The organism is Streptomyces sp. Ru62 (assembly GCF_002920615.1).
Classification (GTDB): Bacteria; Actinomycetota; Actinomycetes; order Streptomycetales; family Streptomycetaceae; genus Streptomyces.
The window spans coordinates 20,872-31,868 of the sequence record NZ_PQSU01000060.1 but is presented as its reverse complement, the minus strand read 5'-3'; the positions used below and the strand labels follow the sequence as shown (position 1 = coordinate 31,868).

Below are 10,997 nucleotides of genomic sequence, written 5' to 3'. Positions count from 1 at the left end.
CCTGTCCCGCTGCCTCACCCGCCTGCGCGAGGGCCTGCTCACTACTGGCTGACAGCCGGTCGTCCGCGTTCCGCTGATGCCCGCCGCAGCCGTGGCGGGCATCAGCCGCATCAGAGGCCACGGCCCCGAGGCCGGGGAGGCGAGGCGTCCACAACGGCCGGGTGACAGGCAGTGACGTCGCCGTGCCGACCAGGCACAAGTGCACACGGGCGGGGCCGGGCGCGTGTTCGCGAGCGTGTGTCTGCGGTAGAAGCTCACGTGTACTCCGTAGAGAAAAACTGTCGTGGCGGCAGTAGACACTCTGACGCCGCAGGGTTAGCGTTGTCTACGTACCCAGGAGTCGAAAGGGCACAGCAGGTACGGCTGTGCAGGTAGACCAGAAGGACACGGCCCCAGCGGGGCTGTGAGCAGCATCCGCGGTATCCACGCAATCGAAAGGTAAGGAGCAGAACGCCATCAGGATCGCCCGGGCGAGGAAGCAGTCCCCCCGGGTACCGCAAGGCCCCGGATTGGAAGGTGGTCCCCGGTCACGCATTCGCGATCCCCGCAGCCCCGCTATCTCAGGCGGCCCCTGCGGAACAAGAAGGCCGGCGCAGTGCGCCGGTAGATGGTGTTGAAAGCTCGGGGCCCGGGTGCCGGTACTGGCACCCGGGCCCCCCGACGCGTCCCCGAAAGAAGAGGTATATGCCGCCTGCCGGTTCCCGTCCCGTCGCCCCTCTCGACGATGACGACTACCCCGCCTACACCATGGGCCGGGCCGCTGAGATGCTCGGCACCACACCGGCCTTCCTCCGGGCCCTCGGCGAACACCGTCTCATCACCCCGCTGCGCTCCGAGGGCGGACATCGCCGCTACTCCCGTTACCAGCTGCGCATCGCCGCCCGCGCCCGCGAACTCGTCGACCAGGGGACCGCCATAGAGGCCGCCTGCCGCATCGTCATCCTCGAAGACCAGCTCGCAGAGGCCCAGCGCATCAACGAGCGACTGCGCGCCGAGGGCAGCCAGCCTCAGCCGGAGAGATCAGCCTGATCGGACCACTTGAACCCGAGGCAACCGATGTGCCGCTGGCGGAGGAGGCGACCGGGAGACCCCACCGCCGTTCCGCAGCTCAGGCGGGCTCAACGCGTCGACCAGATCCCGACGGAAGAGAAGACCGTGAGCGCGCGCGACGGATGTACTGGGTGAAGGCGGGCGATCCCGGGGAAGAAGGAGCGGCAACGGACAGGAGGTTGCCATGGGTGGCGGGGATCTGGAACTGGGGCAGCTTCTGGCTGCCGCGGAGGCGGCACCGCCGGGGGAGTCCGTGGAGGTGGTCGCGAACGACTTGCGCAAGCGTTTCGGGGCGGAGCGCGTGTCCTTCCTGTTCGTCGACCTCGTGGGCCATCGGCTGTTGCGCCTGATCACACAGGCCGATGATGGCGGGGGCGCTGCCGAGCGGATCGACCTGGAGGGCAGCGTCTACGACGCCGTCCTGCGCAGCCAGCGCCAGCACGTGGAACCGGACGGCCTGGGCGGGCGGCGTGTGATCTCGCCGGTGACCAACCGCGGCGACTGCATCGGTCTGCTGGAGTTGACGCTGCAGAACGCCGACGACACCGTGCTCGCCCAGATCGAGGACGCGGCGCACGCACTGGCCTACATCATCGTCACCGACCGCCGCTTCACCGACCTGTATCACGCGGGCCGGCGCACCACCCGGACCAGCCTGGCCGCCGAGATCCAGCACCAGCTGCTTCCCTCGGCCTCCTGCTGCGAGGCTCCCCAGTTCACCCTCGCCGCGGGGCTGGTGCCGGCCGACGACATCGGCGGGGACACATACGACTTCACGCTCGACCGCGACACACTGCACCTGTCCATCACCGATGCCATGGGTCACGACACCCACTCCGCGCTGCTCGCCACGCTCCTGGTCGGTGCTCTGCGCGGCGCTCGCCGCAGCGGTTGTGACGCGCTCCAGCAGGCCCGACGCGCCCATGACGCCTTGCTGACCCACAGTCGTGGCCTGGCCACCGGTCAATTGCTGTGCATCAGCCTCGCGACGGGGACCTGCGAACTGGTCAACGCCGGGCATCCCCGGCCGCTGCGCCTGCGCAAGGGCGCCACCGAGGTCGAAGAGGTGCAGCTCGCGGCCAACCTCCCCTTCGGCGTGGCGGCCCCCGGCTCCTACCGTGTCCAGCAACTCCAGCTCCTCCCCGGGGACCGTCTGGTCCTGCTCACTGACGGCATGCAGGAACGCGGCGCCGGAGCCGTCGACCTGGCATCCCTCATGTGGGACACCCGCGCCTCACACCCCAGGGAGGCCGTGCGCACCCTGACCACCGCGGTGCTGGATGCCTGTCGGGGAAACCTCAGGGACGACGCCACCGTCCTCGTCTTGGACTGGCACGGTCCGCAGCGTGAAGACGGGTAGAGCCCAGTCCGCCGATCAAGCACTTCGGTTCGCTCCCTCACGGCCACTTAGCGTGATGGATCGACACAGTCGCAGGCCGTGACGGAAGCGGCGGTCGTCACGGACGGCCGGCTCCTCGGACAGCACCAGGTCGAGGAAGTCGAGGTCGCCCATCTTCGCCTCCTCCGCCCGGCCTCCCCGGGGGGCCCTGGCAGCGGCGGCAGAGCTGCTGTCAGACGACGGGCGGCCCGCAGGACGTTCACCCAGATGGCGGTCGCCGACCCTGCGGTGTCGGCCGTCCCACCAGTGGATGTGGCCGTCTCCCAAGGGACCGGGCGGCCCCCCGGAGGCGGTTCCGTCAGCCGTGCCGTCGAGGCGGCCACACCCCGCCACCTCTGCGGGCCGTTTTCTTCCCGCGGATGGAGAGGCCGATGCCGAAGCGTCAGTTGCTGAGGGCTTGGTGGAGCGTTTCCCGGCAGTCGATGAGGGTGTCGACGCCGACGATGTTCAGGGTGCGCATCACGGATTCGCGGGGTGCGGCCAGACGCAGCCAGCCGTCGGCTTCGCCGAGGGTGCGGTGAGCGGCGATGAAGATGTTGATGCCGCTGGAGTCTATGAAGGTGACCTGGTGCAGGTCGACCACGACGCGGGGGCGGGGGGTGCTGGAGGCGTCCAGGGCCTGGCGGAGCGTGTCGCCGGTGTGGTGGTCGATCTCTCCGGCAGGGGTCACTACGCGGATGCCGTCGACGGTCGTGGACACGACCGATAGCCGGCCTGACGGCTCAGTGGGTCCGTTGTCGGTCATCTCCGCCTCAGCCATATAAGTGATCCCGGCATATTCACACCGTCGTACGCGGTGCCGCCCGGCATGCTACGGGCGGAGTCTTTGTGTGGCACAGTCAACAAGGCGGGCCAGGCGTGGACCTCGGCTGCGGGGGTATGTGCGGGCGTTGCAAACGGCGAAAGAACGGCGGCTGGGACGGGGCCAGGCCCGGTGGGGGAGGGCGGCACCGCGGACGACACCGCGCCTGACGCCCGTGTTCTGCAGACCGCCGTGGCGCTGGAGGGGGACGGCGCCTGCATCGCCCAGGCTCGCCATCTGGCGGCAGGCTTTCTCGCCCATGCCCGGGGCGTGCAAGGAGTACCGGTCTCGCAGCGTGCCGTGGACCTCACCCAGCTGGTGGTCAGCGAGCTGGTCACCAACGCCCGCAAGTACGCGCCCGGACCCGTACTGATGGAACTGCGGATCATGGGCGAAGTGGTGGAAGTGGTGGAGGTCGTCGTGTGGGACTCCGACCCGGTGCCGCCGGTGGCGCGGGTCTCGGACGCAGGCCGCGTCGGGCAGCACGGCCTGGAGATCTCCCAGGGGTGCCCGTACGCCGGCGGCACCCGAACTCAGAATCCAGATGCGGACCGGGTGAGCAGTGGCCACGTCGGTCGATCATGAGCAATCGGACCCCTCTCCGAGCGCAGACGCAGGTCGATTGGGCCGATTCCGATCGGTGCCGTACAGTTCACCGTACCGACGCGGGGTGGAGCAGCTCGGTAGCTCGCTGGGCTCATAACCCAGAGGTCGCAGGTTCAAATCCTGTCCCCGCTACTCAAACGTGAAGGCCCGGTATCCACCGGGCCTTCACTGCGTGTGTGCCGGTTCGCTCCTGGTTCTCGGCGAACAGGGCACCGCGGTCGTACAAGGCGACAACGCACTGGGCCGCACCGACGCCGTACGCCGCCTCAGCCACCGTGCTCACGGAATCGGGATCTGACACGAGGAGGCAATCCGTTGACACGGTGAGCCTGCCGTCCTGCCGGCAGGCGCATCGACGGATCAGACCAGGCCGGCCATGGATGTGATACCCGGAAGGAGTGCGCCTCGTGTCGGCGGGCATCTCGCTCACAGCTGTGCTTCGCCATCGGGGCGGGGTGCGGGAACGGCCAGGACGGCGGTGTCGTCGTCCATCCCGGTGCCGAAGGCGTCGAGGGGGCTGCAGCGCACTCATCCAGCACGCGCCGGGCACTGTCGAACTCCCGGAGGACGACTTTCGCGGGGCGTGCCGGTCATCCGGCAGACACGGATGGTTCAGCGGGCAGGCAGGGGTAACCCGACAGATGGCTCCCACCGGCTGCGCAGAGAACCGGTCGGCGGCGGCCCAGAGCCACCCGCGCTGGAGGAACCTGGTGAACGGCGAATCGACCACTCCATCCTGCGAGACGTGCTTCCCCGCGGTCACGGCGAGCATCACGGCCGCCCGGCACTGGGTCCGCGACTGCGTGGAAGGTTTCGGCGGCCCGCTGCGCCGGCACCGGGTGATCCAGACCGCCGAACTGCTCGTCTCGGAACTGGTCACCAATGCCATCCGCCACGGCTCCGGCCCGCCCCTGATCCAGCTCACCTGGAACGGGCGGTGGCTGCGCATAGCCGTCAGCGATTCCAGCGACCGCTGGCCCCGCAAACGCGCCACGGCGAACACCGAGCCCGGCGGTTTTGGCATGCAACTCCTCGACCGACTCGCCCGACGCTGGGGCGTCACTCCGGGTCACCCCGGCAAGACGGTCTGGGCCGAACTCAGCCTCGACTCCTGAGCGCGGTGGCGCAGCTGACCACCAACAGCGTCGTCCTCGGCGCCGGCTCGGGCACACCTCGTCCGTGCCTCACCGGCCCCGACGGCACCACCGTTCGCTGCCACCTCCCCGGCCCCCGTGCAGGAACGGGACAGTGCTGCCGGGCTGTGGCTCAGGCGTCGATGATGACGGGGATGATGAGGGGCTTGCGGCGGTGGGCGCGGAACGCCCAGTTCGCCACGGCGCGGGCGAGGAGCTGTTCGAGTTGGCGCGCGTCCCCGACGCCTTCCTCGGCCGCGGTGGCCAGGGTCTTCTCGATGACGGGGATGACCGGCTCGAAGGTGGTGTCGTCGTGCACGAAGCCGCGGGCCAGGAAGTCGGGGGCCTCGGCGAGGGCCCCGGTGTCCGCGTCGACGATCGCCACCACTGTGAGCACGCCTTCGGAGGCGAGGGTGAGGCGGTCCTTGAGGGACGCCTCGGTGGCGCCGCCGACTTCCATGCCGTCCACGTAGACGTTGCCGGCGGGGACCTTGCCGGTGATGGAGGCGCGCCCGTCGACGAGGTCGACGACGACGCCGTCCTCGGCGATGACGACCCGTTCGGGGTCGACACCGGTACGGATGGCGAGGTCGGCGTTGGCCCGCAGGTGGCGCCATTCGCCGTGCACGGGCATGACGTTGCGGGGCTTGACGATGTTGTAGCAGTAGACGAGTTCGCCGGCGCTGGCGTGCCCGGAGACGTGGACCTTGGCGTTGCCCTTGTGGACCACGTGGGCGCCCCACCGGGTGAGTCCGTTGATCACCCGGTAGATGGCGTTCTCGTTGCCGGGGATGAGGGAGCTGGCGAGCAGGACGGTGTCGCCCTTGCCGATGCGGATCATGTGGTCGCGGTTGGCCATCCGTGACAGCGCGGCCATCGGTTCGCCCTGGGAGCCGGTGCACACCAGAGTGACCTTGTGGTCCGGGAGCTTCTCCAGCTCCTTCGTGCTCACGACCAGACCGGAGGGAACCTTCAGATACCCCAGGTCACGGGCGATGCCCATGTTGCGGACCATCGACCGGCCGACGAAGGCGACCTTGCGGCCGTGCTGGTGGGCGGCGTCCAGGACCTGCTGGATGCGGTGCACGTGGCTGGCGAAGCTGGAGACGATGACCCGGCGCGGCGCGGTCCGCATCACCTGCTCGATCGCCGGGTTCAGCTCACGCTCGGAGGTGGTGAAGCCGGGCACTTCGGCGTTGGTGGAGTCGGTGAGGAACAGGTCCACGCCCTCCTCGCCGAGGCGGGCGAAGGCGCGCAGATCGGTGATGCGGTCGTCGAGAGGGAACTGGTCCATCTTGAAGTCGCCGGTGTGCAGCACCAGCCCGGCCCGGGTGCGGATCGCGACCGCGAGGCTGTCGGGGATGGAGTGGTTGACCGCCACGAACTCGCAGTCGAAGGGCCCGAAGCCACGCCGGTCGCCCTCTCGCACCCGCACCGTGCGCGGCCGGATGCCGTGTTCCTTGAGCTTGGCCTCCAGGAACGCCAGCGTCAGCTTGGAGCCGACGACGGGGATGTCGGAGCGCTCGCGCAGCAGGTACGGCACACCGCCGATGTGGTCCTCGTGGCCGTGGGTGAGTACCACGGCCACGATGTCGTCCAGCCGGTCCCGGATCGAGGTGAAGTCCGGCAGGATCACGTCCACGCCGGGCTGGGTCTCCTCGGGGAACAGCACGCCGCAGTCGACGATCAGCAGCTTGCCCGCGTGCTCGAAGACGGTCATGTTGCGGCCGATCTCCCCCAGGCCGCCCAGGGCGATGACCCGCAGCCCTCCTTCAGGAAGGGGCGGGGCGGCTTTCAGTTCGGGGTGTGGATGACTCATACCCTGACGGTACCCGGAGAGCGGGGCAGGGTGATCCATTGCCTGCGGGATCTGAGCGCTCGACACGACTCGCCACCGCCGACGCTGGCCGAGATGATGCGTTACTGATGCGGGGGTCTGTCTCGACAGGGGCTTGCCGAATGGGCGCCGTCACTGTTCTGACCGTCCGTGCGGTCGGTGCCGAGTACGCGATGAGCCGTCGGGTCGGGGGAAGCGATCGGCACCGAGGTTCTCCCGGTCAGCCGGAGTGCAGGGGACCGGTTCTGCGAAGACCCGTCGCCGTGGCCTTCCCCGCCCTCTCCCTGACCGTCGCCGGATTCACCGCCGTGCCGACGGCCGGCGCCCAACCTGCCGCGACCCACCCTCAGACCTCCAAGGTCACGCAGAACGACAAGGCGCTGACCGCCCCCGAGCGGCAGACCTACCACTCGACCGGCAAGGCCGGCCAGAAGGTGCCGACCCAGCACCTGTGCGCCACCGCCAAGCCCGGTCAGGCGTCCTGCTTCGCCCAGCGCCGCACGGACATCAAGCAGCGGCTCGCCTCGGCGCTCGCCGCCGCCGTGCCCTCCGGCCTCTCCCCGGCCAACCTGCACCGCGCCTACAACCTGCCCACGTCGGCCGGTTCGGGCATGACGGTCGGCGTCGTCGACGCCTACAACGACCCCAATGCCGAGTCCGACCTGGCCACTTACCGCTCCACGTACGGCCTGTCGTCCTGCACCAAGACCAACGGTTGCTTCAAGCAGGTCAGCCAGACCGGTTCCACCACCTCGCTGCCGACCAACGACACCGGCTGGGCCGGTGCAGAGATGCTCGACATCGACATGGTCAGCGCGGTCTGCCCGAACTGCGACATCATCCTGGTCGAGGCCGACTCCGCGAGCATGACCGACACCGGCTGCTCCAAGCGCATGGAGGCCGACGTCTCCGCCGTCGCGGACCCGGCCACCGGTGTGGCGGTCTATGACACCTACGGCGGCTCCGGCTGGGCGGTCTACGGCGGCACCAGCGCCTCCTTGCCGATCATCGCGAGCGTCTACGCCCTCGCGGGGACCCCGGGCGCGAGCGACTACCCGGCGACGTACCCGTACCAGCACACGAGCAACCTGTACGACGTGACCAGCGGCAACGACGGCAGCTGCTCCCCGTCGTACTTCTGCACCGCGGGCGCCGGTTACGACGGTCCGACCGGCTGGGGCACCCCGATCGGCACCGCCGCCTTCACCTCCGGCTCCACCGGTGGCAACACGGTGACCGTCACCAACCCCGGCAGCCAGTCCGCCACCACCGGAAGCTCGGTCAGCCTGCAGATCAAGGCCACCGACAGCGGCGGTGCGGCCCTGACCTACAGCGCCACCGGCCTTCCCACGGGCCTGTCCATCAACAGCTCCACCGGCCTGATCTCCGGTACGGCGTCCACCGCGGGCACCTACCAGGTCACGGTGACCGCGAAGGACTCCACCGGCGCCTCCGGCTCGACGTCCTCCACCTGGACCGTCGGCTCCGGCGGCGGTGGCTGTGCGTCCTCCCAGCTGCTGGCCAACCCGGGCTTCGTGTCGGGGAGCACCGGCTGGAGCGCGACGAGTGGGGTCATCACCAACGACACTGGTGAGGCCACCCACAGCGGTTCGTACTACGCCTGGCTCGACGGCTATGGTTCCTCGCACACCGACACGCTGTTCCAGTCGGTGACGATCCCTGCGGGCTGCAAGGCCACGCTGACCTTCTACCTGCACATCGACACCTCGGAGACCACCAGCAGCACGGCATACGACAAGCTGACGGTGACCGCCGGTTCGACCACCCTGGCGACGTACTCGAACCTCAACCACAACTCCAGGTACACGCAGAAGGCCTTCGACCCCCGTTCAAAGTGACGGAAGCGCGTTCCGGAACCGGGTACAGATTCGGGCTGCGTCGCCGACGCGCCCGTTGTGAGCCCCTGGCGTGCCGGGTCACCAACTGCTGTTGGTCACTCCAGGGAGCTCGCCCGCGTGGGCCATCTCGCGTACGCGGATGCGGGACAGGCCGAAGGTGCGCAGGTAGCCGCGGGGGCGGCCGTCCACGGAGTCGCGATTGCGCAGGCGGGTGGCGCTGGCGTCGCGAGGCTGTCGGCGTAGTTCCCGCTGGGCGGCGGCGCGGTCCTCGTCGGAGCTTCCGGGGAACGCGATGATCGCCTTCAACGCGGCGCGGCGCGCGGCGTATCGGGCCACGACGAGCCGCCGCTGCTCATTCTTCGCGATCTTGCTCTTCTTCGCCATCAGACCTTCCCTCCACGGGCGCGGACGCGGGCCACCGCGGCCTCGATGCCGATCGTGTCGACCGTCTTGATGCCCTTGGCCGAGAGCGTGAGCCGGACGTGGCGGCCTTCGCTCGGCAGCCAGTAGCGCTTGCTCTGGACGTTGGGGTCGAAACGGCGCTTGCTCCGCCGGTGCGAGCGGGAGATGTGGTGCCCGAAGCCGGGCTGTCGGCCGGTGAGTTGGCAGTGGGCGGACATGGCTGTTCCTCCTTGGGAGTGGATGCAGCAGCACACTAGCGCCAGATGAAAATGAAAACCAATCTCATGTATGGTCTGTCCATGGCCCGTAACGAACTGCGCCCGATCATCAAGCTGAGGTCCACCGCCGGTACCGGCTACACCTACGTGACCCGCAAGAACCGCCGTAACAACCCCGACCGGCTCACCCTGCGCAAGTACGACCCGGTCGCCGGCCGCCACGTCGACTTCCGTGAGGAGCGCTGAGAGCCGTGAAGCCCGGAATCCACCCCGAATACCGCCCGGTCGTCTTCCGTGACCGGGCCGCCGACTACGCCTTCCTCACCCGGTCCACGGCCACGAGCGACAAGACCATCGAATGGGAGGACGGCAACAGCTACCCGGTCATCGACGTCGAGATCTCCTCGGCGAGCCACCCCTTCTACACCGGTACCCAGCGGGTCCTGGACACCGCGGGGCGGGTCGAGCGCTTCGAGCGGCGCTACGGGCGCGGACGGAGCAAGCCGTGAACCGGGACGAGGCGCGGCTGCCGGTGGCGATCGTCGGCGGGTTGCACGCGGACGCCCGCCGGGCCGCCGTCGAGGAGATCCTGCGTGCGGTCCCCGGATCGGTCGCGCTGCACCACGACCTGACGTCCGCCGTGGACAGCGCGGTGCACCGCACGGTGCGCGACGCCGACGGCCTGCTGGGCAGTGGCGACGCACCCCTGGTGAACGACTGCGCGTGCTGCGCACTGCGCGAGGATCTCGTCCCCGAACTGCTGCGGCTCGCAGCGGAGGGAAGGCACCGGCTCGCCGTCGTGGAACTGTGGGACTCCGTCGAGCCCCAGGCCATGGCCGGAGTCATCGCCGCCGCGGGCGCACCGCTGGCCCTGACCGGGGTCGCCACCGCGGTCGACCCCGCACTCGTGTTGCCGTACCTGTCCAACGGTGACGACCTGGCCGACGTCGGCCTCGCCGCCGCGCCGACCGACCAGCGCACGGTCGCCGACACCTTCGCCCGGCAGCTGGAGTACCCCACGGTGATCGCCCTCGGAGAGGACGATTCCTGCGACAAGGTCGCAGACGACACCGACCACGCGCTGCTCGCCCAGCTCACACCGGGCGCACGAAAGGTACGGGTGAAGAGCGACGGTGCCCTTGTGGCAGCGCTGTCGGCGGGGTTCAGCGTGGCAGCGGCCGCCGCCCGTGTGCATCCTGCGTGCGCGCTGCTCCCGCAGTCGTGCGACGAGCACGGTGTGAGCACCTTCGTCTGGCGGCGCGAGCGGCCCTTCCATCCGCAGCGCCTGTACACGGCGCTTGAGGACCTCACTTGTGCCGCCGTGCGCAGCCGGGGGCGGTTCTGGCTGGCGGACCGCCCCGACACACTGCTGTCCTGGGACGCCGCCGGCGGCGCGCTGTGCGTGGAGTCGGCCGGGCCATGGCTGGCAGCTCTGCCCGACGCCGCCTGGGAGATGGTGCCCGCCGAGCGCCGCCTCGCCGCCTCCGTGGAGTGGCACCCGGAACACGGCGACCGCTGCCAGTACCTCACCTTCACCTCGCCCGGTCTGGACCGCGACGGCCTTTCGGCCCTGCTCGACTCATGCCTGCTCACCGATGACGAGTACGCGGCGGGCAGGAACCGCTGGATGCAACTCCCGCACGCATTTGACGACTTGCTCGACCCCGTGACCTGAAGGAGAGGGCCGACCT

Annotated in this window: 11 protein-coding genes, 1 tRNA gene and 2 pseudogenes; 9 read left to right on the top strand and 5 right to left on the bottom strand. The window is 69.5% G+C overall.

What is annotated here, in order from left to right:
- Positions 1–684 precede the first annotated feature (684 nt).
- A complete protein-coding gene (locus C3492_RS42400) occupies positions 685–1,029 on the top strand; it encodes a MerR family transcriptional regulator (RefSeq protein WP_103817910.1) in 345 nt (114 codons plus the stop codon).
- Positions 1,030–1,234: 205 nt separating this feature from the next.
- Positions 1,235–2,410, top strand: a complete 1,176-nt coding sequence (locus tag C3492_RS42395; RefSeq protein WP_103817909.1) for a PP2C family protein-serine/threonine phosphatase — start codon at positions 1,235–1,237, stop codon at positions 2,408–2,410.
- A 60-nt stretch (positions 2,411–2,470) separates the two neighbouring features.
- Here the strand turns inward: C3492_RS42395 and C3492_RS42390 are convergent.
- Together C3492_RS42390 and C3492_RS42385 are read right to left on the bottom strand one after the other, a co-directional pair.
- A pseudogene (locus C3492_RS42390) lies at positions 2,471–2,581 on the bottom strand (AAA family ATPase); the annotation flags it as partial.
- A 250-nt stretch (positions 2,582–2,831) separates the two neighbouring features.
- A complete protein-coding gene (locus C3492_RS42385) occupies positions 2,832–3,149 on the bottom strand; it encodes an STAS domain-containing protein (RefSeq protein ID WP_103817908.1) in 318 nt (105 codons plus the stop codon).
- Positions 3,150–3,383: 234 nt separating this feature from the next.
- Between C3492_RS42385 and C3492_RS46515 the strand changes: the two are divergent.
- From C3492_RS46515 to C3492_RS44045, 3 genes and pseudogenes are all read left to right on the top strand, one after another.
- Positions 3,384–3,749: pseudogene (locus tag C3492_RS46515) on the top strand (ATP-binding protein); the annotation flags it as partial.
- A 166-nt stretch (positions 3,750–3,915) separates the two neighbouring features.
- Positions 3,916–3,989 (top strand) — tRNA-Met (locus C3492_RS42375).
- Positions 3,990–4,567: 578 nt separating this feature from the next.
- A complete protein-coding gene (locus tag C3492_RS44045) occupies positions 4,568–4,972 on the top strand; it encodes an ATP-binding protein (protein ID WP_181140849.1) in 405 nt (134 codons plus the stop codon).
- 151 nt (positions 4,973–5,123) lie between these two features.
- Here the strand turns inward: C3492_RS44045 and C3492_RS42365 are convergent, their stop codons facing one another.
- Positions 5,124–6,809, bottom strand: a complete 1,686-nt coding sequence (locus tag C3492_RS42365) for a ribonuclease J (RefSeq protein WP_103817907.1) — start codon at positions 6,807–6,809, stop codon at positions 5,124–5,126.
- A 191-nt stretch (positions 6,810–7,000) separates the two neighbouring features.
- On the opposite strand from C3492_RS42365, the gene C3492_RS42360 reads away from it, so the two are divergent.
- Positions 7,001–8,686 carry a putative Ig domain-containing protein gene (locus tag C3492_RS42360; protein ID WP_103817914.1) on the top strand — a complete coding sequence of 562 codons (1,686 nt, stop codon included), beginning with the start codon at positions 7,001–7,003 and terminating at the stop codon, positions 8,684–8,686.
- A gap of 78 nt (positions 8,687–8,764) precedes the next feature.
- Here C3492_RS42360 and rpsN read toward each other — a convergent pair whose 3' ends face one another.
- Both rpsN and rpmB read right to left on the bottom strand, forming a co-directional pair.
- Positions 8,765–9,070: a 30S ribosomal protein S14 gene (rpsN, locus tag C3492_RS42355; RefSeq protein ID WP_103817906.1), complete on the bottom strand. Its 306-nt coding sequence runs from the start codon at positions 9,068–9,070 to the stop codon at positions 8,765–8,767.
- The gene (rpmB, locus tag C3492_RS42350) at positions 9,070–9,306 is read right to left on the bottom strand and encodes a 50S ribosomal protein L28 (protein ID WP_103817905.1); all 237 of its coding nucleotides are present in this window, start codon (positions 9,304–9,306) and stop codon (positions 9,070–9,072) included. Before rpmB ends, rpsN begins: the two co-directional genes overlap by 1 nt.
- Before the next feature lie 81 nt (positions 9,307–9,387).
- On the opposite strand from rpmB, the gene rpmG reads away from it, so the two are divergent.
- Genes rpmG through C3492_RS42335 form a run of 3 tightly spaced genes read left to right on the top strand, consistent with a single transcriptional unit; the run spans position 9,388 to position 10,981 of the window.
- Entirely contained in the window at positions 9,388–9,552 is a 165-nt protein-coding gene (rpmG, locus tag C3492_RS42345) for a 50S ribosomal protein L33 (RefSeq protein WP_014150502.1), read from the top strand.
- A 5-nt stretch (positions 9,553–9,557) separates the two neighbouring features.
- Positions 9,558–9,815, top strand: a complete 258-nt coding sequence (locus tag C3492_RS42340; protein ID WP_103817904.1) for a type B 50S ribosomal protein L31 — start codon at positions 9,558–9,560, stop codon at positions 9,813–9,815.
- On the top strand, positions 9,812–10,981 hold the full coding sequence (locus C3492_RS42335) for a GTP-binding protein (RefSeq protein ID WP_103817903.1): 1,170 nt from the start codon (positions 9,812–9,814) through the stop codon (positions 10,979–10,981). Before C3492_RS42340 ends, C3492_RS42335 begins: the two co-directional genes overlap by 4 nt.
- The last annotated feature ends 16 nt before the right edge of the window (positions 10,982–10,997 follow it).

Excerpts from the sequence above, each read along its gene's own strand:
- C3492_RS42360 (WP_103817914.1), top strand. The coding sequence starts at position 7,001 with ATGAGCCGTCGGGTCGGGGGAAGCGATCGGCACCGAGGTTCTCCCGGT.
- rpmB (WP_103817905.1), bottom strand. The coding sequence starts at position 9,306 with ATGTCCGCCCACTGCCAACTCACCGGCCGACAGCCCGGCTTCGGGCAC.
- rpmG (WP_014150502.1), top strand. The coding sequence starts at position 9,388 with ATGGCCCGTAACGAACTGCGCCCGATCATCAAGCTGAGGTCCACCGCC.
- C3492_RS42395 (WP_103817909.1), top strand. The coding sequence starts at position 1,235 with ATGGGTGGCGGGGATCTGGAACTGGGGCAGCTTCTGGCTGCCGCGGAG.
- rpsN (WP_103817906.1), bottom strand. The coding sequence starts at position 9,070 with ATGGCGAAGAAGAGCAAGATCGCGAAGAATGAGCAGCGGCGGCTCGTC.
- C3492_RS42400 (WP_103817910.1), top strand. The coding sequence starts at position 685 with ATGCCGCCTGCCGGTTCCCGTCCCGTCGCCCCTCTCGACGATGACGAC.
- C3492_RS42365 (WP_103817907.1), bottom strand. The coding sequence starts at position 6,809 with ATGAGTCATCCACACCCCGAACTGAAAGCCGCCCCGCCCCTTCCTGAA.